General features: G+C 73.1%; 14 protein-coding genes. 11 read left to right on the forward strand and 3 right to left on the reverse strand.

Annotated features, from left to right (window positions below):
* The 7 genes from infB to HG542_RS28350 form a co-directional block, all read left to right on the forward strand.
* The coding region (gene infB, locus HG542_RS28320; protein ID WP_171086330.1) for a translation initiation factor IF-2 at positions 1–2044 on the forward strand (2044 nt) is incomplete at its 5' end.
* Positions 2045–2182: 138 nt separating this feature from the next.
* Complete coding sequence (locus HG542_RS28325; protein WP_171086332.1) at positions 2183–2479, forward strand: DUF503 domain-containing protein; 297 nt, start codon at positions 2183–2185, stop codon at positions 2477–2479.
* 54 nt (positions 2480–2533) lie between these two features.
* Positions 2534–2980: a 30S ribosome-binding factor RbfA gene (rbfA, locus tag HG542_RS28330; RefSeq protein ID WP_171086334.1), complete on the forward strand. Its 447-nt coding sequence runs from the start codon at positions 2534–2536 to the stop codon at positions 2978–2980.
* Entirely contained in the window at positions 2977–3879 is a 903-nt protein-coding gene (gene truB, locus HG542_RS28335; RefSeq protein WP_171086336.1) for a tRNA pseudouridine(55) synthase TruB, read from the forward strand. The genes rbfA and truB overlap by 4 nt, the downstream gene beginning before the upstream one ends.
* Before the next feature lie 224 nt (positions 3880–4103).
* Entirely contained in the window at positions 4104–8702 is a 4599-nt protein-coding gene (locus HG542_RS28340; RefSeq protein WP_229922921.1) for a serine protease, read from the forward strand.
* A 50-nt stretch (positions 8703–8752) separates the two neighbouring features.
* Positions 8753–9718 carry a bifunctional riboflavin kinase/FAD synthetase gene (locus HG542_RS28345; RefSeq protein WP_171086341.1) on the forward strand — a complete coding sequence of 322 codons (966 nt, stop codon included), beginning with the start codon at positions 8753–8755 and terminating at the stop codon, positions 9716–9718.
* 138 nt (positions 9719–9856) lie between these two features.
* Complete coding sequence (locus HG542_RS28350; protein WP_171086343.1) at positions 9857–11602, forward strand: acyl-CoA dehydrogenase family protein; 1746 nt, start codon at positions 9857–9859, stop codon at positions 11600–11602.
* Between the two features lie 30 nt (positions 11603–11632).
* Here the strand turns inward: HG542_RS28350 and HG542_RS28355 are convergent, their stop codons facing one another.
* The 3 genes from HG542_RS28355 to eccE all read right to left on the reverse strand — a co-directional run bounded on the left by HG542_RS28355 (position 11633) and on the right by eccE (position 16861).
* Entirely contained in the window at positions 11633–14458 is a 2826-nt protein-coding gene (locus HG542_RS28355; protein ID WP_171086344.1) for an SCO5717 family growth-regulating ATPase, read from the reverse strand.
* 316 nt (positions 14459–14774) lie between these two features.
* Positions 14775–15509, reverse strand: coding sequence for a hypothetical protein (locus tag HG542_RS28360; RefSeq protein ID WP_171086346.1), 735 nt, complete (start codon positions 15507–15509; stop codon positions 14775–14777).
* Positions 15509–16861 (reverse strand): type VII secretion protein EccE, encoded by a 1353-nt coding sequence (gene eccE / locus HG542_RS28365; protein ID WP_171086348.1) that lies wholly within the window; start codon positions 16859–16861, stop codon positions 15509–15511. Before eccE ends, HG542_RS28360 begins: the two co-directional genes overlap by 1 nt.
* Positions 16862–17028: 167 nt before the next feature.
* Between eccE and eccB the strand changes: the two genes are divergently transcribed.
* The 4 genes from eccB to HG542_RS28385 all read left to right on the forward strand — a co-directional run bounded on the left by eccB (position 17029) and on the right by HG542_RS28385 (position 22826).
* The gene (gene eccB, locus HG542_RS28370) at positions 17029–18594 is read left to right on the forward strand and encodes a type VII secretion protein EccB (RefSeq protein WP_171086354.1); all 1566 of its coding nucleotides are present in this window, start codon (positions 17029–17031) and stop codon (positions 18592–18594) included.
* A 12-nt stretch (positions 18595–18606) separates the two neighbouring features.
* On the forward strand, positions 18607–19836 hold the full coding sequence (gene mycP / locus HG542_RS28375; protein WP_171086360.1) for a type VII secretion-associated serine protease mycosin: 1230 nt from the start codon (positions 18607–18609) through the stop codon (positions 19834–19836).
* Between the two features lie 205 nt (positions 19837–20041).
* Positions 20042–21364, forward strand: coding sequence for an outer membrane protein assembly factor BamB family protein (locus HG542_RS28380; protein WP_171086362.1), 1323 nt, complete (start codon positions 20042–20044; stop codon positions 21362–21364).
* Between the two features lie 52 nt (positions 21365–21416).
* Positions 21417–22826, forward strand: coding sequence for an outer membrane protein assembly factor BamB family protein (locus HG542_RS28385; protein ID WP_171086364.1), 1410 nt, complete (start codon positions 21417–21419; stop codon positions 22824–22826).
* Positions 22827–22857: the final 31 nt, after the last annotated feature.

Consider the following 22857-nt stretch of genomic DNA (forward strand, 5'->3'; position numbering starts at 1 on the left):
CGGCGGCTTCGGCGGCGGTCGTCCCGGTGGCGGCGGCCCCGGTGGCGGCGGCGGCTTCGGCGGCGGTCGTCCCGGCGGCTTCGGCGGTCGTCCCGGCGGTCCGGGTGCCCGTGGCGGCACGCAGGGCGCCTTCGGCCGTCCCGGCGGTCCGGCTCGTCGCGGTCGCAAGTCCAAGCGTCAGCGTCGCCAGGAGTACGAGGCCATGCAGGCCCCGTCCGTGGGCGGCGTGATGCTGCCCCGCGGCAACGGCGACACCATTCGCCTGTCGCGCGGTGCCTCCCTCACCGACTTCGCGGAGAAGATCGGCGCCAACCCGGCGTCGCTCGTCGCCGTGATGATGAACCTCGGCGAGATGGTCACGGCCACGCAGTCGGTCTCCGACGAGACGCTGCAGCTCCTCGGCGGCGAGATGAACTACCAGGTTCAGATCGTCAGCCCGGAGGAGGAGGACCGCGAGCTGCTCGAGTCCTTCGACATCGAGTTCGGTGAGAACGAGGGCGGCGAGGAGATGCTCGTCGCGCGTCCGCCGGTCGTGACCGTCATGGGTCACGTCGACCACGGCAAGACGCGACTCCTCGACGCGATCCGCAAGACCAACGTGGTCGCGGGCGAGGCCGGCGGCATCACCCAGCACATCGGTGCCTACCAGGTCGCGACCGAGGTCAACGACGAAGAGCGCAAGATCACCTTCATCGACACCCCGGGTCACGAGGCGTTCACCGCCATGCGTGCCCGTGGTGCGAAGTCGACCGACATCGCGATCCTCGTGGTGGCGGCCAACGACGGTGTCATGCCGCAGACGGTCGAGGCCCTGAACCACGCCAAGGCGGCCGACGTGCCGATCGTGGTCGCGGTCAACAAGATCGACGTCGAGGGTGCCGACCCGACCAAGGTCCGCGGTCAGCTGACCGAGTTCGGTCTGGTGGCCGAGGAGTACGGCGGCGACACGATGTTCGTCGACATCTCCGCCAAGCAGGGTCTGAACATCGACAAGCTGCTCGAGGCCGTCGTCCTCACCGCCGACGCCGCGCTCGACCTGCGCGCCAACGCGGAGCAGGACGCGCAGGGCATCGCGATCGAGGCCCACCTCGACCGTGGCCGCGGCGCCGTGGCCACCGTGCTCGTCCAGCGCGGTACCCTCCGCGTCGGTGACACGATGGTCGCCGGTGACGCCTACGGCCGTGTCCGCGCCATGCTCGACGACAAGGGCCAGAACGTGGAGGAGGCGGGTCCGTCGACCCCGGTCCTCGTCCTCGGTCTGACCAACGTCCCGGGCGCCGGCGACAACTTCCTCGTCGTCGACGAGGACCGCACGGCACGCCAGATCGCCGAGAAGCGCGCTGCGCGCGAGCGCAACGCCGCCTTCGCCAAGCGCACCCGCCGGGTGTCCCTCGAGGACCTGGACAAGGTGCTCAAGGCCGGCGAGATCCAGCAGCTCAACCTCATCATCAAGGGCGACGCGTCCGGTTCGGTCGAGGCTCTCGAGTCCTCGCTGCTCCAGCTCGATGTGGGCGAGGAGGTCGACATCCGCGTGCTGCACCGCGGCGTGGGTGCGGTCACCGAGTCCGACATCAACCTGGCGTCCGGCTCCGACGCGATCGTCATCGGCTTCAACGTCCGCGCCGAGGGCCGTGCCACGCAGATGGCCGAGCGCGAGGGCGTCGACGTCCGGTACTACTCGGTCATCTACCAGGCGATCGAGGAGATCGAGGCGGCCCTCAAGGGCATGCTGAAGCCGGAGTACGAAGAGGTCGAGCTCGGTACGGCGGAGATCCGCGAGATCTTCCGCTCGTCCAAGCTGGGCAACATCGCGGGTGTCCTCATCCGCTCCGGCGAGGTCAAGCGCAACACCAAGGCGCGCCTCATCCGCGACGGCAAGGTCGTGGCCGAGGACCTCACCATCGTCGGTCTGCGTCGCTTCAAGGACGACGTCACCGAGATCCGCGAAGGCTACGAGGGCGGTATCAACCTCGGAAACTTCAACGACATCAAGATCGACGACGTCATCGCGACGTACGAGATGCGCGAGAAGCCGCGCGGCTGATCACCGCACAGCTACCGGGGCCGGTCGGCGGAATGAATATCCGTCGATCGGCCCCGGCCGTTGCGTGTACGGTGCGAGGAGCGCCGTGCACCAGGCACAGGCACCACACGCCTCCCGGGTGGGCTTCACCCGTCACACATGTATGTAGGGACGCTGTCCTTCGACCTCCTCCTCGGCGACGTCCGGTCGCTGAAGGAGAAGCGCTCCGTCGTCCGCCCGATCGTCGCCGAGCTGCACCGCAAGTACGCGGTCAGCGTGGCGGAGGTCGGCGACCAGGACCTCTACCGCCGGGCCGTGATCGGGGTGGCGGCGGTCTCCGGGGACACGGGGCACCTCACGGACATACTGGACCGCTGCGAGCGCCTGGTCGCCGCACGGCCCGAAGTGGAGCTGCTGTCGGTCAGACGGCGGTTCCACGGCGAACACGACGACTGAGCACGTCGCGGGCGCCGACAGCACAATGGTGGAAGACGAGAAGGAGTAGGACCAGTGGCCGACAACGCGCGGGCGAAGAGGCTGGCGGACCTCATTCGCGAGGTGATCGCCCGGAAGCTCCAGCGCGGAATCAAGGACCCGCGGCTGGGCACGCACGTGACCATCACGGACACCCGGGTCACCGGCGACCTGCGGGAGGCGACGGTCTTCTACACGGTCTACGGCGACGACGAGGACCGGGCCGGCGTGGCAGCGGGCCTGGAGAGCGCCAAGGGCATCCTGCGCTCGGAGGTCGGGCGCGCGGCGGGCATCAAGTTCACGCCGACGCTGACCTTCGTCCCCGACGCCCTGCCGGAGAACGCCCGGACGATCGAGGACCTCCTCGACCGTGCGCGCTCGTCCGACGCCCAGGTCCGCGAGGCCTCCTCGGGCGCGAAGTACGCCGGCGAGGCCGACCCGTACCGCAAGCCGGGCGAGGACGGGGACGCAACCGCCGAATGAAGCACAAGAGCACACCGCCGGACGGGCTCGTCATCGTCGACAAGCCCGCCGGCTTCACCTCGCACGACGTCGTGGCGAAGATGCGCGGCATCGCGAAGACGCGCCGCGTGGGCCACGCCGGGACCCTCGACCCGATGGCCACCGGCGTGCTCGTCCTCGGCGTCGAGCGGGCCACCAAGCTCCTCGGCCACCTCGCGCTGACCGAGAAGGAGTACGTCGCGACGATCCGGCTCGGCCAGAACACCGTGACGGACGACGCGGAGGGCGAGATCACCTCGTCGACGGACGCCTCCGGCGTCACCCGCGAGGCGATCGACGCCGGGATCGCCAAGCTCACCGGCGACATCATGCAGGTGCCGTCGAAGGTCAGCGCGATCAAGATCGACGGCGTGCGCTCGTACAAGCGGGCGCGCGAGGGCGAGGACTTCGAGATCCCCGCCCGCCCGGTGACCGTCTCCTCCTTCACCCTGCACGCCGTGCTCCCGGCCGAGGCCGAGGACGGCACCCCGGTGCAGGACCTGCTGGTCTCCGTCGTCTGCTCCTCCGGCACCTACGTCCGCGCCCTGGCGCGCGACCTCGGCGCCGACACGGGGGTCGGCGGGCACCTGACGGCCCTGCGGCGCACCCGCGTCGGGCCGTACCGGATCAACGACGCCCGGACGCTCGACCAGCTCCAGGAGGAGCTGACCGTGATGCCCGTCGCCGAGGCGGCCGCGGCAGCCTTCCGGCGCTGGGACGTGAACGAGGAGCAGGCCCGGCTGCTGGGCAACGGCGTGCGGCTGCGGCTGCCGCTCTTCGAGGGCAGCGGCCCGATCGCCGTCTTCGGCCCGGACGGCCGCTTCAAGGTCCTCGTGGAGGACCACCAGGGACGGGCCAAGAGCCTGGCCGTCTTCGCCTGACGCGGCCCACCGTGGGACGGGGAGGTGTCACCGGACACGCTCCCCGCCCCACGATCCCCCTCCCACAGCTCTCTATCCATCCCGGCCCCTTGATTCACCCCAACGGGCAGGCGCTCGGAGTGAACCAGGGGGGTGGAAGGGGGCGCGTTCAGGATGTGATCTGGTCTCGCCGATCATCCGCTGCCTACCGTCGTGTGTACGAGCACGGCGGGGAGGTTCGACGGATGAACGGTCGGCGGACCGACGCGGAAGACTCTCTGGTGCGTATCCGCGATCTCGCCGGGCGCGTGCGGGGCACGGGATTCCTCGCCGACGACCGCGGCACGCTGGTCACCAGCCACGAGGCCGTCGACGGTCTCGCCCGTCTCGTCCTGCACGCTCCCGGCGAGCTGACCTGCGTGGTCGGCACCGAGGACGTCGTTCCGCTGCCCGAGTGCAACCTGGCCCTGGTCCGCACGGAGGGGCTCCCCGTCCCGCCGCTGCCCGTCGCGGCCGCGGAGCACGTCGCGGGCGGGGCGGAGGTCCGGCTGCGGACGAGCCGCTGGCAGACGGCCAAGGTCGTCGGCCATGCCGAGATCACCTACACCGCGACCGACCGATTCCACCTCCTCGGCTCCGCGCTCGAACTCTCGCTGCCCGGCCGCGCCCAGCTGCGCCTCGGCGAGGAGGCCACCGGCGGGCCGGTCCTCGACGCCGCGACGGGCGCGGTGATCGCCGTCCTCGGCACCGCCCACCACTCGGACCGTCGCGCGGGCGGCTTCGCGATCCCCCTGCGCGCCGCGGCCCGCACGGCGGCAGGCGGCCCGCTCGCGGACCTCCTGGAGCGCAACGCGGCCACCGTCCCCGCCTACGGCAGCGAGCTCAACCTCGCCGGCGCGCTGCACCTCACCGCCACCTCGCTGGGCTCGGTCGTCACGCCGCGGCCCTGGCGCGAACCGGTCGAGCGGCCGGATGCGGAGCGGGAGTTCGCCCGCTTCCTGGACCGCGGGTCGGATGCGCCGGACGAACCGGATGATCCGGACGGTGCCGATGAACCGGGCTGCCAGGCCCACGTCCTCGGCCTCGTCGGCGATCCCGGCACCGGACGGACGACCGAGCTGGGCGCACTGGCCGCACGGCGGGCGCGCGGTGCCGAGCCCGCGCCCACGCTGTGGCTGCGCGGCGCCGACCTCCAGGTGGGCGACGAGAGCGTGCGCGACGCCGTCGCGCGCGCCCTGGAGGCGGCCGGCCGGATCGTCGCCGCCTCCGCGGGGGCGGCGGGCCTGGTCGGCGGCACGGCCGCGCCCACCCCGGAGGCCGTCGCCGAGCTGGGCCACCGCGTGGGGCGCCCGCTGCTCGTCCTCCTCGACTGCCCCGAGGAGATGCCGCCCGTCCTCGCCCACGGCCTGGCCGGCTGGACCGAGGCCACCGCCGAGTGGCTCGCCGCCACCGAGACTCGGATGGTCGTGGCCTGCCGGCCCGAGCACTGGGAGATGGCCGGTGCCCTCTTCCCGCCCGGCATGCTGCACACCCCGGAGCGCGGCCCGGAGGGGGACGATCCGCGCGCGCTGCCGCCCTGCTCGCGCATGGGCGGGCTCACCTCCGGTCAGGCCACCGCCGTCCTCGCCTCCTACGGCATCCCGCCGGATGCGGTCGACCCGGCCGACGCCGGGCACCCGCTGGCGCTGCGGCTGCTCGCCGAGATCCGCGCCGCCCTGCCCGACGGCACGGGCGGGGCCGCGCCGGACCGGTGGGAGATCTTCTCCGGCTACCTCGACCTGGTCTGCCTGCGGATCGCGGTCCGGCTCGCCGCGGCGCGCCGCCCGCCTCTGCGCGGCACCGCGGTGCGCCGGCTGGCGGCCCGGGTCGCCGGGCAGGTGCACGAGGCGGCCCGGCGGTGCCTCGGGCCCGGGCAGGGCGAGCTGGAACGGGAGGCCTTCGAGGAGCTCTTCCCGTGGCGCACGGGCTGGGCCTCGGCCGTCCTCACCGAGGGCCTGCTGGTGCCGGCGGGCACCGGGTACCGCTTCGCGCACGAGGAGTTCGCCGACTGGCTCCAGGGCGCCCACCTCGACCTGGACGCCGCGCTGTACGCGCTCGTCCACCGCTGGTACGAACCGGAGGGCCCGCCCGCCGAGGCGCCCGTCCGGCTGCCGTCCCGGCCGGGCAACGGCCCGGCGCCGGCGCCCGCGGGGCATGTCCCGCCCCCGCCCGGCTCCTCGCCGCGCCCCACGGCGGCCCGCCGCAGGCGGCGCGGCGACCCGCCGGAGCCGCCCAAGCCGCTGCCCGTGCCGCGGCACCGGATCGGCCCGGTCATCCAGGCCCTCCTGCTGCTGGCCCGCCGCTCCGGGCCCACCGAGCTCTCGCGCCGGCTGACCGCGCTGGTCCACGCCGTGGAGACGCTGGCCGGTGCGCGGCGCGGCGGTGCCGGGTATGCCGGCCATGCCACGGCCGTCAGCGATCCGTCCTGGTGGGCGGCCCACCTGCTGGGCGAGGCGCTGCTGCGCGTCCCGGACGCGACGCCGTACATGGGCGTGCTGCGGCTCCTCGCCGAGCGCATCACGGCCCTCTCCCGGGCCGCCGGGGGCTTCGACAACGACCGGGACCGCACGCTGGGCGGCCTCGCCGAATTCGGCCCCTGGTTCTGGCTCCGCCTGAAGCTCGACCTCGCCGACCGCCTCGACCTGCTCCGCCTCCTCGTCCCCGCGGACGGCCCGCCCCGCGGTTCGGCCCAGGCGGCCGCGGCCCGCGTCCTGGGCGGCAGCACGGCGGCCCACGCGGAGGCGGCACCACGGGGGCTGCGGGGTACGCGTCCCGCGGGGGCGGCGCGGGACGGCGCCGAGGGGCCGTTCGGCCGGGCGCGGGCGGCGGGGCAGCCCGCCTCGTCCGGGGAACCGCCGGAGGCGCCCGCGGTTCCCCGGGCGCGGACGCCCAAGTGGGAGCGCGTGGGCCGGATCCCGACCCGGGCGGAGGCCGCGGCAGGGGCCACTGCGCCGGAGGTCTCGTCCGAGCCGTGGTCCCGCAGCCCGGAGGCCGCGGCCGGCTCGTCGGCGTCCAGCGGGCCGCAAGGGGCGACCGCCTCCGCGGGCGGGGGGCCTGGCGACGGGCGGACGGCGCCGTCCAGCAGCGGACGGCGAGAACCGGCCGCGCCGACGGCCGGTCGCGCCGGCTACGGGGCGGTGGCCCCGGATGCGTCCGGCAGCGAGCTGCGAGACCCCGCCGCGCCGTCGGTCGACTACGAATCCGCTGCCCCGGAGCGGTCCGGCTTCGGCGCCGAAGAGCGGGTGGTGTCGGGGGCAGAGCGTGTCGGCTCCGGGTCCGTGGCCCCGGACGCGTCCGGCAGCGACCACCGGGACCCCGCCGCGTCGGCGGCCGGCCACGGCCCCGTGGCCGGCGATCCGTCCACCGCCGGCCCCGAGGCCGCCCGCGCCGGCGCAGGCGACGACGAGCCCCGCACCCCCGCCCCCGAGGCCTCGCAACCGCCGGAGGCCCCGGCCTCGCAACCGCCGGAGGCACCGCCGTCAGCGGCGCCCCACAAGCGCCCCGCCCCCCAGGCCAACCGTTTCCTTCCCTCCGTCGCCACCCTCCTCGCCCACGATCCGTTCGCCGCCCAGCCGTTGCTCTGCCGCTGGTTCAGCGACGACCGGCCCCTGCAGACCGCGCCCGGTGCCGGGCCCCGGCCCACCGTGGCGACCGCCGCGCAGGCGCTGCTGCACACCCATCGCCGCCGGGCCATCGACGATCTCGCCGAGGCGCTCGTCGACGCGGGCCACCCGAAGGCCGACGAGCTGCTGGCCGCCCTCGCCGAGGACGAGCCCTCCGCGCTGTGCCGGGCCGTCGACCGATGGGCGCACGACGAGCGCTTGGAGCGGCACGTGGCCGCGGCCGCGTACGGGCTCAGGACCGCCCACCACGTCACCACGGAGGCCGACCGCGAGCTGCTCCGCTTCTCCGCGCTCGCGCTGCTCGCCCGCCCCGCCGAGGGGGCCCTGCACGGGGCCGCGCTCGGACTGCTCGTCCTGGACCGCGAGACCCGCGAGCAGCACCTGCCGCAGGCCGTCGCCCGCTTCGCCGCAGGCGACCCGCACCTGCCGCCCGACGTCCTCGCCCCGGCCCTGAGCACCCACCCCGAGCCCGTCCTCGCCGCCTTCCGCGCGCGGCTGTACGAACCGGGGGAGGGGCCCGCGGCCGTGCTGCGCACCCTGGCGCGGGTCACGGCCCCTTCCCTCGCCCGGCACGCCGCCGCGCTCGTGCGCGAGCACGTCGACCACCACCCCGAGGGCGCGGCGAACGCCGCCGAGTTCATCGACCGGCGCCTGGAGGACGGCCCGTCGGCCCGCGCGGTCCTCTTCCCCCTCGTCGTCTCCCTGCTGCGCACCCGCCCCCCGCAGGTCCGGCGCGCCCTGGCGCCCGTCCTGGCCGCCCCGGGCACCGCGGTCTCGCGGCCGCTGCGGCAGGAGTTGCTGGAGGTGCTGCTGGAACGCGAGGAGTTCGGGCCGTACGAGCGGGACGTCACGGTGCTCGACGCCCTGTTGAGGGCGATCGCCCAGGGCGCCCCCGAGCGGCTGGAGCACCGCACCCGTGATCTTGTTCACCGCACCGGCCTGTTGATGTCCCGCACCCCGGAGGGCGCCGCGTGCTTCGACCGGCGGATCACGCAGCTGGCCAGGGAGGTCCCGGTCTTCGGCAGCCAGGTGCGCGGCTGGCTGAAGGAGGCCCCGGCGCTGTGGGCCGTGGTCGTGGGGCCGAGCGCCCGGATCCGGCTCACGGCGGATGCACAACAGGCGGAGGGACGGACGACCGACCCGGCCGATGCGGGGCGCCGCGAACCGGCATGGCACTCTTAGTTCTGCGTAATCGACAGACAAAGGTTCGGGTTCGGCGAGGAGCGGGCACAGTGCAGCGCTGGCGTGGCTTGGAGGACATCCCCCAGGACTGGGGGCGCAGCGTCGTCACCATCGGCTCGTACGACGGAGTCCACCGGGGACACCAGTTGATCATCGGGCGCACGGTGGACCGGGCGCGGGATCTCGGGATGCCCGCGGTCGTCGTGACGTTCGACCCGCACCCCAGCGAGGTGGTGCGCCCCGGCAGCCACCCGCCGCTGCTCGCGCCGCACCACCGCCGCGCCGAGCTGATCGCCGGACTGGGCGTGGACGCGGTGCTGGTGCTGCCGTTCACGGCGGAGTTCTCGAAGCTCCCCGCCGCCGAGTTCGTGGTGAAGGTCCTGGTCGACAAGCTGCACGCCAAGCTCGTCGTCGAGGGCCCCAACTTCCGCTTCGGCCACCGGGCCGCGGGCGACGTCGACTTCCTGAAGGAGCTCGGCGGCACCTACGACTACGACGTGGAGGTCATCGACCTCTATGTGACCGGCGAGGCGGGCGGCGGCCTGCCCTTCTCCTCGACGCTGACCCGCCGCCTGGTCGCCGAGGGCGACGTCGCGGGCGCCATGGAGATCCTCGGCCGCCCGCACCGCGTCGAGGGCGAGGTCGTGCGCGGCGCGCAGCGCGGCCGTGAACTGGGCTACCCGACGGCCAACGTGGAGACGCTCCCGCACACCGCGATCCCCGCGGACGGCGTCTACGCGGGCTGGCTGAACGCCGGCGGCGAGGCCATGCCCGCCGCGATCTCCGTCGGCACGAACGTGCAGTTCGACGCGACGGAGCGGACGGTCGAGGCGTACGCGATCGACCGGGTCGGCCTCGACCTCTACGGGCAGCACGTGGGCGTGGACTTCCTCGCCTACCTGCGCGGGATGGAGAAGTTCGACTCCATCGAGGCGCTCCTGGAGTGCATGGCGAACGACGTGGACCGCGCCCGCGCCCTGGTGGCGGCGCACGAGGCGGCCGTCACCGCGGGCTGACCGCAGGATCGTCCACCGGCCGGGCCGAGGCCCTCTTCCTCGGCCCGGGCAGGCCCCGTACGCTACGGACAAGGCTCTCACGAGCGGGCAATACCGGCAGTTGCGTTCAGTACCGTCGTTACTGTTACCGAAAGCCAGGTGCCTGTGGACCTTCGGGGAATGCTGCGCGGCGCCGACCCCGACGCCCTGCACAAGGAGCTCCAGGACGTCGTACGCAGCGAGCCGTTCCGGCGGGACGGACGCGGAACCGACCGTGTCGCGCGGGTCCACGCGCAACTGCGCGCGGCGTGCGCCGCGTTGGGCCCGGCGCGCGAACTGACCCTGTACCCCAGGAAGTTGTCGGCCTTCATGGAATGGACGGCCGTGGCGGCACCGGATGCCGTGCCCGCGTTCCTGCTCCACTACCAGCTGGCGGTCGGCACCCTCCTCGCGCTGGGCGAGGGCTGCGCCGAACTGGAGGAGTACCTGGCCGAGTTGGACGACGCCTCCGCGGCCGGTGCCTTCCTCCTGGCCGAGCTCGGACACGGCGGCTCGGGCCCCGGTCTGGAGACGCGGGCGGTGTACGACGCTACGACGGGGGAGTTCGTCGTCGGTACGCCGACCACGCGCGCCGTGAAGTTCATGGCCGGTCCGGCGCATCCGGGCGCTGCCAGGACCGGTGTGGTCGCGGCCCGCCTGATCGTCGACGGCGAGGACCACGGCGTCTTCCCGTTCGTCATGCGCCTGCGGGACCGGGACGGCCGCCCTGTCCGCGGCGTCACCATAACGCCCCTTCCCGAGAAGCCGTTTCCGCCGACGGACTGCGCGGTGGTCTCGTTCGAGCGGGTCCGGATCCCCGGCCACGCCCTGCTCACCGGCGGCACCGCCGGCTTCCGCGCCGACGGTTCGTTCCGCAGCAGCATCACCGCACCGCGGGAGCGGTTCCGGCAGACGATCGGGCAGCTGTACCACAGCAGGACGTCCCTCGCGGCCGCCGCCATGGCGATGGCCAGGGCCGCCCTCGTCATCACCCTGCGGTACGCCGCGCAGCGGCAGGTCCCCGGGTCCGGCGGCGGCACCGTCCCGATGCTCGCCTACCGCACCGTGCAGCGGGACCTGTTCACCGGTCTGGCCCGGGTGTTCGCCGGGAGCCTGCTGGCGGAGCGTGCCAAGGACGGCGTCGCGGTGCCGAGTCTGGACCGTGAGGCGGACGAGCTGTTCGTCATGGTGGTCAAGGTCCTGCTGACCGAAACCGCCCTGCAGACCGTTCAGATGTGTCGCGCCCGCTGCGGGGCTCAGGGGCTGTTTCCGGTCAACCGGATCGCCGAATACCTCAGCGCGTGCGAGGAGTTCGTCACGAGCGAGGGGGACAACCAGGTCCTGAAGATCACGGCGGGGCGCCGGCTGCGCCGCTGCCCCGAACGGGCGCCTTCCGACTGTGCGTCGTCGGCGTGGTCCGAGCTCATGGCCGAACGTGAGCGGCGCCTGCGCGGGCGTGTCCCGTGCCCGGCGGAGGAAGGCGACGACTTCGACGTCTGGAACGCGCAGGTCCTGCCGGCCGCCGCGCTGGCCGATGCCCACGCCCAACGCCTCGCGGTCGACGCCCTGCTGGAGGGCGCCGAGCGGTGCACTGACGCCTCGGACGCCGAAGCGCTCACCCTGCTCGCCGAGCTCCATGCCGTCGACCACGCCGGCCGTCACGGCGGCTGGTACCTGTGCGAGGGGCTGCTGACGCCCGCGCAGGCGAGCCGGATCGAGAAGCGTACGACGGAGCTGTGCGACCGGTTGGTGCCCCATGTCCCGGCGCTGCTGGACGCGTTCGGCATTCCGGACGATCTGCTGACGGCACCCATAGCGGCAGCGGACTATGTGCAGGCTTGGCGCGACGTCCTGCAGTTGCAGTGAAGGGAGGGCCCGCGGGCCCTCCCTCCGTCGTCACTGCTGCGGGTAGCCGTGCCCGGGCTGCTGCGGGGGGACGGGCCAGCCCGCGCCCGGCGGAGGCAACTGCTCCGGGGTGTACGGGGCGTACGGGCCCGGGGCGGCGCCCTGGCCGGGGATCTGACCAGGCACCTGTCCGGGAACCTGACCGGGGCCGGCCGGCGCCTGGTACGTGCCCGGCAGGGGCGGTGCCTGGTGTTGCGGGGCGGTGCCCGTGCCGGTCCACAGCCCCTGTTGCTGCTGGGCCCGGACGAAGTCCTCGGCGACCATGGCCGAGAGGTTGAAGTACGCCTCCCGGGTCTTGGGCCGCATCATCTCCAGGTCCACCTCGGCACCCGCGGCGAGGTGCTCGTCGAACGGCACCACGACGACGCCGCGGCAGCGGGTCTCGAAGTGCGACACGATGTCCTCGACCTTGATCATCTTGCCGGTCTCGCGGACGCCGGAGATGACCGTGATGCTGCGCGAGACGAGCTCGCCGTAGCCGTGCGCGGCCAGCCAGTCCAGCGTGGTGCTGGCGCTGCTCGCGCCGTCGACGGACGGCGTCGAGATGATGATCAACTGGTCGGCGAGATCGAGCACTCCGCGCATCGCGCTGTAGAGCAGACCGGTGCCCGAGTCGGTGAGGATGATCGGGTACTGCTTGCCCAGGACGTCTATGGCGCGCCGGTAGTCCTCGTCGTTGAAGGTCGTGGAGACCGCCGGGTCCACGTCGTTGGCGATGATCTCCAGTCCGGAGGGCGCCTGCGAGGTGTAACGCCGGATGTCCATGTAGCTGTTGAGGTGCGGGATCGCCTGGACGAGGTCGCGGATCGTCGCGCCCGTCTCCCGGCGCACGCGGCGGCCGAGGGTGCCGGCGTCCGGGTTGGCGTCGATCGCGAGGATCTTGTCCTGGCGCTCGGTGGCCAGCGTCGAGCCGAGAGCGGTGGTCGTGGTCGTCTTGCCGACGCCGCCCTTGAGGCTGATGACGGCGATGCGGTAGCAGGAGAGCACCGGGGTGCGGATCAGCTCCAGCTTGCGCTGCCGCTCGGCCTCCTCCTTCTTGCCGCCCAGCTTGAACCTGCCCACCGGGTTCTGCTTCTTCGGCTTGGGCTTGCTCTTCAGCAGCCGCTCCGAGGACAGCTCCACGGCGGCCGTGAACCCGAGCGGCGCCCCGTGCACGGACCGCTGCCGCTGCTCGGGCGTCACGGAGGGCCAGCCGCCGGCCCGCGGGTCGACCGGGCCCTGCGGGGCCTCGGGCGACGGCGGGAACGGGTTGCCGTAGCCGTCACCGGGCTGCGGGGCGGCCGGTGCGGGGGAGTTGGGGTAGCCGTAGCCCCCGGGCGCGGGTGCCGGTGCGCCCGGCGGGGTGGTGTTCGGGTACCCGTAGCCGCCGGGCGGCGTGGGGACGGCACCGTACGGGCTCGCGTGCCCGTACGGCCCCTGCGGCGCGGGGCCGCCCCACGGAGCGCTCGTCGGGGCGCCGGCCGCTTCGGCGCCGGGCCGGTCGTGAACGTCCTGGGGGGCGGGGGGCGTTGCGGCTTGCGCGTGGGCGTCCTGCGGGGCGGGGGACGCCTGGGCGGCACCGTCGGCGGCGGGCTGCTGAGCGGCGGGCTCCTGGGTGCCGGGCGGGGCGAACGGGAGCGGTGGCGCCTGGGCGGTCCCGTTGGCGATGGGCGAGCCGAAGGGGACCGGGGGAGCCGTCGGTGCCTGGGGGGTGCCGTCGGCGGTGGGCGGCTGGGCGGGGGGTGCCTGGGTGCCCGGCGCGCCGAAGGGGGCCGGGGGAGCTGTCGACGCCTGGGCGTGCCCGTTGCTGTCGGCGGCGGGCTCCTCGGCGCCGGGAGCGTCGAACGGGGCCGGAGGGGCCGTCGGTGCCTGGGCGTTGTCGCCGTGCGGGGCGGGGGCGGCCGTCGGCTCGGCTGCGCCGGTCGGTGCAGGTGCGTCCTGCGGCGCGGCGGGCGGCTGCGCGGCGCCGTTGCCGTCGGCAGCGGGTGCCGGCGGAGCAGTCGGTGCCTGTGCGTCGTCGTCGGCGGTGGCCGCGGCGGCGGGCTCCTGGGCACCGGGCAGGTCGAAAGAGGCCGGAGTGGCCGTCGGTGCCTCGGTGTTGTCGCTCTCCGGTGCAGGCGTGGGCGCGTCCTCCGGGGCAGCCGGAGACGTTGCCTCGGCACCGTCCGCAGGGCCCGCGGCCGGCGTCGAGGCATCCGTGTTGTCGGCGGCGCCGGGCCTGTCCTCACCGCCCTGCGGCGCCGTCACCGGCGCACCGGGAGGCGGAAACCCGTAACCGCCCTGCTGCGCAGGAATGTGCGGCACCGGCACGCCGGGAACCGCCGGTGCGGGCGTGGGTGCGGGTGCGCCCGGGTAGCCGTAACCGCCCTGCGCCACCGGCGCGTTGGGAGCCGGGTGCCCCGGCCCGTATCCGTGGCCGCCCTGCGGCCCCGGCGGCGGCGTGGCGGGCGCCGCGGGCGGGAAGTTCGGCGGCAGCGGCGGCAACGGGGCCTGCGGCGCGCCCGGAACGCTCCACCCCTGCGGGGCGGAGGGGGCGCCCGGCACCGGCTCGGCCGGCTTCGCCGGCTCCGGCTCCGGCTCGCGCGGCGTCACGCCGGGGAACCGCATCGTGGACGGGCTCCGCCCGCCCCCGCTCTCCGTGACGGGAGCAGCAGCCGGAGCCGTGTTCGCCGAGCCCCCCGCAGGGGACTGCGTGTACCACGCGGGCGGCGTGTAGTCGATCGTGAACTCGCCCGTGTGCTCCGGTTCCAGCTCGTGCTCGGGATCGTGCCCGGCGCCGGGCAGGCCCTCGCCGGCTGTGGTCCCGGCCGCGCGGATCTCGTCCCGATCGCTGCTCACAATGCCTCCTGCTGGTGTGGTCCGGCGCCCATGATTCCTCGTCGGGGCCGACCTGTTCCTGTCGTCCGACTGTCCGGGATTGCCCCGTCTGCTACGCGACAGGCCCCGGTGCCGGGGATTCTTCACGTGCGTACGCCCACCAAGACTAAACGCCGTCCGTACCGCGGGGGCAGGCCCGCCCCCGGCGCACCGGCGGACCCCCGGGTCACCTGCCCCGAATCACCGATTCCATGTGACTTGCCCACTCAACGGCCTCAACACCGCCATATATGCGCCCGATTCGCTCCGTTTCAGGTGAATGGCGGTGTGGTGCCGGTCACTCCATCCGGCGCGCAGCGCCCAACAGGCCCGTCTCTGGTTCGGTCGGCGTCGTGGCGACGTACGTCCGCGCCGTCCGGGTGCACCACAAAGTGACCCCGTCGGGCAGCGTGGACAGCGTCTCGACGTCGTCCGGCGGCAGCCCCATCGACCGGCCCATGCCGCGCGCCTCGTCCGGCGAGACCCGCTGCACGCCCACGAGGTCCGCACCGGACAGGAGTCGCGGTGTGGTGGGCCCGGGGTAGGGGAGCAGGGTCAGCACGGCCTGCCAGGGCGCGGCACCGGCCCGCCCGCGCGGCGGCCGCACGCCGCAGTCGCGGACGACGAGCACCGGGCTGTGCACCGACGGCCCTTGCGGGGGCACGCGGCCGACATCGTGCAGCGTGATGGACTGCTGCCCGCTGTTGGCGGCCTGTGCCAGGGGCGTCCACAGCTCCCGGCGGCCCGTCTCGACCGCGACCCGGGCGCCCGTGGCGACCGCGCGCAGCGCGATGACCTGAGCCGTCCACGCGCCGCCGACCAGCACGATCTCGTACGGAGCCGGCCGGCCGATCCCGAGCACGGCCGGTGTGCCGTTCGGGTCGGCACCGATGACGACCCCGTCGTCGCCGACGGGCAGTTCCAGCGCGTCGAACTGCTCGGGCAGCAGCTCGTGCCTGCCGCGCCGCGGGCCGAGCAGCCCGAAGCCGGGCCGCGGCCTGCGGGCCGTGGGCATGAGGGGCCTCGCCGCCATCAGTGCGTCCCTCCCAGCGGCAGCGTCGCCAGCACCCCGGGCACCTGCTCGTGGTCCAGGCGCACCAGCCCGGCCTTCACTGCCCGGGAGGCGCGCTCCAACGCCCGGCCGACCGTGGCCAGTTCGTCGGCGCTGCGGCCGCATATCCGTATGTGTCCTGCCAGCGTCGGCGCGTGCCGCCCGCCCTGCACGCTGCCGCGTCCCAACGTGAGGCTCATCGTCGACGACAGGGCGGGCATCGACGTGAGCAGCGCGGCCAGCTGGGGCAGGGACGCCGCCCCCGGCCCCAACTGCGGCCAGCGGCCCACCCAGTACGTGGCGTGCCACCGGTCGTCGCAGCGCCAGGCCCGCACGGTCTCCTGCGTCCGCCGCGCGGGCGCGGCGGCGAGGCCCGCCTGCGCGGTGGCCACCGGATTGACGTTCGCGGCGACGGCGAGCGCGGCCGTCAGCCCGTCCTCGGACAGCAACGTCGCGGAGAAGCCGGCCCCGCGCAGCCGGCTCGCCAGCTGCTCGCCCGCCCGTAGCAGACAGCGCTGCGCGCCCTCCAGTCCGCCGCCCCGCGCGGCGACGGCCTCCGGGCACAACTGCGGGTCGAACTTCAGCGCCACCCAGGTGAGCCGGGCCGCCGGGGCGCCCGTCTGCTCCTGCAACGGCGCATAGTTGCGGGCGGCCAGCGTCTGCGCGGGCAGATGCGGAGCGGGGGCGGGCAGGGCGCTCTGCACCACCTGGACCGACTCCAGGAGGATCCCGTCGACCTCCATCGCATCCCGCAGCAGCGCGAGCGGGAGGCCCTTCTCCGTGCGGTGCCGCCGCAGCGGCGCGTCCACCGCCTCCACCTGGAGGACGGCCGTCAGGAACGTGCCGTCCCCGACCACGCCGACCGGCCGCTGCTCGCGGTCCGTGAACGAGCCGGTGCGCAGGGCCGGTTCGCACTCGGCCACGGGGGCGAAGCGCGGGTCCGTCCCGGGCGGCACCGGCTCCGCCGCGGCCCGGCGGGCCCGCCGGCGCAGCGCGGCCGCCGCGAACAGCCATTCCGCGACGGGCCGGCGGCCGCGGCGGACCAGTGCCAGGAGCAACAGGCCCACTGCGACGGCCACGGCGGGCGCCAGCAGCATCGGCCCGGCGATCCAGCCGGCCAGCACCACGGCGGCCGCGAGCTCGACCAGAACGAGCTGTTGCAATCGCACAGGACCGAGGCTGCCCGCCCGCGCGGCGAGCCGCGGCGCCACCGGGCCCCGCCCGGCCGGGGGAAGGGCCGGGGCCACGGCGGACGCACGCGCCCGGCCCCGCCCGGCAGGCCCCTGCCCGCCCGCGGCACCGCGCCCGCTCCGTACCCGCGCAGCGACACCCATCCGCGCCAACACCCCCTCAAACCCCGAGCCCCGCACCGGGAACCGCCCCCGGCATCGTGTGTCGATCACTTACCGGCATAGTAGAGGGTCGGTATGACAGCGGGGCCGGGGCGAACCCCTCGGCGGACCGCCGACGAAGGCCGGACAACGGGGAGAAACGGCGACAGATGGCATCACGCCGGGATGAGCTCAACGCCTACACGTTTGCGAAGAAACGGACGGTTGCCGCGTTTCTGCAACCCTCGCCCACCGGCACGGAGGAGGGCGCGCCGCGCCCCCTGCGCACCGTCCTGCCCGGCATCGTCGCCGGGGCCCTGCTCGTCGCGGGCTGCGGAGCCTGGGGCATGTTCCGGCCGACCGCGCCCAAGGGCTGGGACGACCCCGAGGCGCACGTCATCGTCGGCAGCGACTCCACCACCCGCTACGTCGTCCTGAAGACCGACGGCAAGAAGCAGCTGCACCCCGTCCTCAACTTCGCCTCGGCCAAACTCCTTCTCACCCCCGACAAGTCCACCGTCATCAAGGTGAAGGAGTCCGAACTCGACAACGGCCATATTCCGCGCGGCCCGACGCTCGGCATCCCCTACGCGCCCGACCGCATGCCCGCCGCCCCGGAGGCCGGCAGGAAGAAGCAGTGGGCGGTGTGCGAACAGCCCGGCGGCAACGGCAAGACGACCCAGAAGGCCGTCTTCGTCTTCGCCGACCGCGACCCGAAGCTCAAGAAGCTGACGGGCGCACAGCGGCTGCACGACAACCAGGCCCTGTACGTCCAGGGGCCGGACGACGCCCGCTACCTCGTCGACCCGCAGGGCACCAAGTACCTGCTGGGCGGCACCGACTGGAAGTCGGCCGACCCCGGCGACCGCAACCTGCTGCTCCGCTCCGTCTTCAAGGACGGCGCCGAGCCGCAGCGCGTCACCAAGGACTGGCTCGACACCTTCACCGACGGTGCCCCCATCGCCTTCCCGGACCTCCCGGGCGAGCCCGGCGCGAAGGCCGGGGTGACCACGCTGCCGGCGCAGGCCGACCGCGTCGGCACCGTTCTGGAGGCCCCGACCGGCAACGGCACGCAGAACTACGTGGTGCTGCCCGGCAAGGTGCAGCGCGTCTCGGAGTTCGTCGCCAAGCTGCTGCTCGACAGCAGAAAGCTCGCCGTCCTCGACCAGGCCGGCCGTCCCACGCGCGTCGCCGCGTCCGCCTTCACCCCGGACGGCACCGAGTTCGCCGGAGGGCAGCACTGGCCGGCCCGCGTACCGGTCCAGGCCAACTCCGTCGACCCGACGGCGGCCGACCCCAGGAACACCGTCTGCAGCATCTTCGGCGGTCTCGACGACAAGGGCACGCCCCAACTGGCCACCTGGGCCGGCACCGACTACCCGGCCACCACCCCCGACGGCGCCACCAGCGCGTACGTCACCCCGGGCTCCGGGCTGCTGTACCGCCAGGTGACCGGACACCAGACGAAGAGCGGATCGGTCTTCCTCGTCACGGACACGGGCCTGCGGTACGCGGTGCAGTCCAACAACGACAGCGGAACGGGCAAGTCGAAGATCGGTAGCGACGGCAAAGGTGCGGCCGAGGACCCGACGGCGCCGCAGGAGGTCAACCAGGCCCAGGTGCGCCTCGGTTACCAGAACGTCGATCCCGTACCCGTACCGGCGAACTGGTCGGGCTTCCTGCCGACCGGGCCGCGTCTGGACACCAACAGCGCGCGGCAGCCGCAGGGTTCGTAGGGCGGGGCACATATGAGGACGACAGGACGAGTGACCGTTCTGCTGACGCTGATGCTGATGGCAGCACCGGTGACGGGCATTGCAATGGCGGCGACTCCCATGTCCCTGACGGGCAGGGGCCAGTGCACGTATCCCGCCAAGCCCATCAAGGGCACGCCCTGGTCGCTGCAGCGCGTCATGCTCGACCGGCTCTGGCAGGACACGAAGGGCAAGCGGCCGGACGGCCGTCCGGTGCGCGTGGCGGTCATCGACACGGGCGTCGACGCCACGAACCCGCAGCTGAAGGATGCGGTCGACAGCAAGAGCGGGGCGGACCTGCTCTCCCGGCCCGAGGATCCCGACAAGGGCCCGACGACGGACGTGGTCGGTCACGGCACGAAGGTGGCGGGCATCATCGCGGCCCGCCCGCAGCCCGACACGGGCTTCGTGGGGCTCGCGCCCGAGTCGGTGATCATTCCGGTCCGGCAGAACGACGAGAAGGGCACGGGCACGTCGAAGACCCTGGCCCAGGGCATCGCCAAGGCCGTGGCCGACGGCGCGGACGTCATCAACATCTCGCAGGACACGACGAAGCCGCTGAGCCCCGACTCGGACCTGGAGCTCGCCGTCAAGGACGCGCTCGCCAAGGACGTCGTCGTCATCGCCTCGGCGGGCAACGACGGCACGGACGGCAGCGTGAAGGAGACATATCCCGCCGCCTACAAGGGCGTTCTGGCGGTAGGCGCCTCCGACCGCAACAACGAGCGCGCGGTCTTCTCCCAGGCGGGCGACTTCATCGGCGTCGCGGCACCGGGCGTGGAGATGGTCTCGACGGTGCCCAAGGGCGGCCAGTGCGTGGACGACGGCACGAGCTTCTCGGCCCCGTACGTCGCCGGCGTCGCCGCCCTCATCCGCGCGAAGCACCCGGACTGGAAGCAGTACCAGGTCGTCGCCCAGATCGAGCAGACCGCGGAACGGGCCGTCAACGGCCGCGACCGCTACATCGGCTGGGGCGTGGTGGATCCGGTCCGCGCCCTGACGGACGACGGGCACCCCGTCGACGCGGTGTCCCTCCCCGAGGGCCCGGCCCACGACGTCCACCCGCCGACGCCCGCACGCCTGGCCCTCGGCGAGACCCCCGGACAGCGCCAGGAACGTCTGGCCACCTATGCCCTGGGCGGAGCGGCGGTCCTGGTCGCGGCGATCACGGGCGTTGCCGTCGTCGTACGCGACCACAACCGCCGTCGCAGGGCCGCCGCCTGAGGCGTTCCGTGCCGGTCCCATTCACACGAAGGAACACCCGCTCATGACTGAACCCGTGCCGCCACAGGGGCCGGGCGCCCGGCGCCCCCCCCAGGTGTGGGATACACGCTTCGACCCGCCGCCGCCTTCGCCTTCGTCGTCATCGTCTTCGTCATCGCCGGGCCCTTCCGGGGCATCCGGGGCGTCCGTGCCTTCCGTGCCTTCCGTGCCGCAAGGGTTCGGGCCGGCACCGGTGTCGTCCGGCCCGGCCCGCGGCCGGCGCAAGGCGCTGCTCATCGTCCTCGCGCTCCTGCTCGTCGCGGGCCTGGGCGGAGGAGGCTGGCTGCTCTGGGGCGGTCACGGCAAGGCGACGAAACGGAACTCGGGGCCTGCCGAGTCGTCGGGGCAGATCGACACCCGGCTGGACTGGATGATCCCGACTCCCGACAAGGAGAAGAGCGCCGACGTCCACGCCTCGAACCCGATGACCTGGTTCGCGCACGGCAACATCGTCCGCACGCGCGACCGGCAGATCACGGCCTACGACATCGAGCACGGCAAGCAGCAGTGGAACGTCCCGCTGGCGGGGGAGGTGTGCAAGGCGGCACGCCGGCCCGAGAACGACATGGTCGCGGTGTTGTACGAGAAGGAGAAGTACAAGTGCAACAACTTGATCGTGGTGGACCTGAAGAGTGGGCGCGCGAAGTGGGAACAGAAACTTCCCTCGTACTCCGGTGACGGGGAGTACATCGACCCTCAAGTCCGCCTGTCGCGCGGCACGGTCAAGGTCATGGGGACGAGCGAGCAGGCCACCTTCGCAGTCGCCGACGGCAAGGTTCTCGACCACCCCAAGACCAACGTCATCTACGACTGCGCGGAAACCGATGCCCCCACCGACGGCAAGATTCTGATTTCGATCGTCAAATGCTCGAGCAGCAATCGTGAGTTCTTGCGGAAAATCGATTCCGCAACCGGACGGGTGGACTGGACGTGGAAGGCCCCGGAGGGTCTCGACATCCTGAGCGTCCCCTCCATCGACCCCGTCACAGTCTCCGTCGGCAAGAGCGAGGCGGACGGCCCGACCGACCTGCTGAGCGTCAACTCCGAAGGCCGTACCCAGTCCACCTACTCGCTCACGGGACAGGCGGGCGGACACGTCTCGGTGCGAGGAGACACGGCATATCTGGCGACCCAGCCGAAGGAGACCTCGGCGGGCATCAAGCAGAACGAGATCCAGGCCATCGACCTCAAGACGGGTGAGAAGCGCTGGTCGAGCACGGCGGGCGGTAACCGGGTCAACCGGTCGCTCGATTTCGACGGGGACAAGCTGCTCGTCTATCAGGCACCTCAGGCCGGTGAGGGAGGAAAGCTGGTCGACCTGGACCTGCGCGACGGTTCACCGTCCGTGCGCAAGAAGCTTCCGGCGGAGAGCAGTTCGATCCAGTACGACGTGGATTTCGGCAGCGAGATCTATTTGCAGGACGACCGGGTCTTCATCGTGGCCGACATCACCATCCCGTCCAACTACCTGATCATGTCGTTCAAGTGACGGCCGACGACCACGCCGACGTCCGCACCGCACCGCACACGGAGATGTACCTGTGTCCCAACCGCCACCGTACGGACCGCCGCCGCCACGGCCCTCGCTGTCCCAGTTCTCGCATTCCGGCATCACGAAGACCGGCAAGGGGCCGGGCCGGCGCACGGTGTGGATCACCGGCCTGGTGATCCTCCTCGTGCTCGCTGCCGGCGGCGCCTATGCCCTGTGGGGCCGACCGGGCGGCGGAACGTCGCCGGAGACCGCCGGTTCCGCTGCGGCACCCGGTTCCCTGGTGTGGAAGAAGACGCCGAGCACCGCGCCGTCGAAGAACTCCCGCAATGCGTGGGGCACTTGGTTCACGCAGACGACGGTGGTGAAGGCGGAACCCGACACGGTCACGTCCTACGACATCAGAACCGGCGAGAGGAAATGGTCCCTGATCCTGCCCGGCACACAGTGCGCGGCCTCGCGGGACATCGATGCGGACCGGGTGCTCATCGCCCTCCGGTACACGGACGCCTGTGACGCGATGACCGTCATCGACATCCGCCAGGGGAAGACGCTGTGGACGCAGCCCATCGTTCTCCTGAAGGCCGACGACCCCGAGATGGACAACTTCAGGCCGGACAAGTGGCCCGCGGACATGGAGGTGTCGGTCAGCCAGGGACACGGCCTGATCAGCTGGGCCACCGGCGCCCACATCGTGCGCCTCTCGGACGGCCAGCTGGTCGGCGACACGGGAAAGCAGGATGCGTGCAACGACGTCGGCACGGCCGGCGGAGCACAACTCCTCACTCAGCGATTCTGCGGGAAACGGGCGACGCTGCGCTCCCAGAACCTGAAGTCGCTGGCAAAGGCCAACTGGCAATGGGACGGCCCCGAGGACCAGACGATCTCCGACATCCTCTCGACCAAGCCCGTCGTGCTGCTCATGAGCGACGCGGCCGGCAAGAACTTCGGCAAACCGACCCAGCTGATCGTCCTGGGTGACACCGACGGCAAGGAACGGACCCGCATACCGCTCCAGCACGACCATGAGGTCAGCTACTGCACATCGAGCATGAGCAGGTGCGCGGAATACCTGGTAGCGGGAGATGTGGTGTACGTCGCCGGAAAGGGCTCGACGACGGCCTACGACCTCTCCACCGGCCGTGAACGCTGGACGTTCAAGGCGGACGAGAACCGGCTCGCCCTGCCGGTGTCGGCCGACGACCGGGAGGTCGGCATCTACGTGGCCGCGACACCCGAACGCGAGGGCAAGCTGATCCGCGTGACGACGCGGACGGGCAAGGAGATCCGCACCACGGACAACTCCCCGGACCTCCGGACGACGGAATACCAATTGGCCCACAGCAAGAGCGCGGTGCCGTATCTGGCGGAGGGGCGCCTGCTGGTGGTGAACGAGGGCCTGTTGGAGTCGCAGGACAACGACGAGATCGTGGCGATCGGGGCACGGACGGGGCGGGGTTGAGAGGGCTCAGGGGCGTGCCGGCGGGCACGCC

The organism is Streptomyces morookaense, assembly GCF_013030945.1.
In the GTDB taxonomy this organism is placed as follows: domain Bacteria; phylum Actinomycetota; class Actinomycetes; order Streptomycetales; family Streptomycetaceae; genus Streptomyces; species Streptomyces morookaensis.

What these genes read in the sequence shown, in the direction of transcription:
- mycP (WP_171086360.1), top strand. Translation starts at nt 18,607, where the DNA reads ATGAGGACGACAGGACGAGTGACCGTTCTGCTGACGCTGATGCTGATG.
- truB (WP_171086336.1), top strand. Translation starts at nt 2,977, where the DNA reads ATGAAGCACAAGAGCACACCGCCGGACGGGCTCGTCATCGTCGACAAG.
- HG542_RS28340 (WP_229922921.1), top strand. Translation starts at nt 4,104, where the DNA reads ATGAACGGTCGGCGGACCGACGCGGAAGACTCTCTGGTGCGTATCCGC.
- HG542_RS28325 (WP_171086332.1), top strand. Translation starts at nt 2,183, where the DNA reads ATGTATGTAGGGACGCTGTCCTTCGACCTCCTCCTCGGCGACGTCCGG.
- HG542_RS28360 (WP_171086346.1), bottom strand. Translation starts at nt 15,509, where the DNA reads ATGGCGGCGAGGCCCCTCATGCCCACGGCCCGCAGGCCGCGGCCCGGC.
- eccE (WP_171086348.1), bottom strand. Translation starts at nt 16,861, where the DNA reads ATGGGTGTCGCTGCGCGGGTACGGAGCGGGCGCGGTGCCGCGGGCGGG.
- eccB (WP_171086354.1), top strand. Translation starts at nt 17,029, where the DNA reads ATGGCATCACGCCGGGATGAGCTCAACGCCTACACGTTTGCGAAGAAA.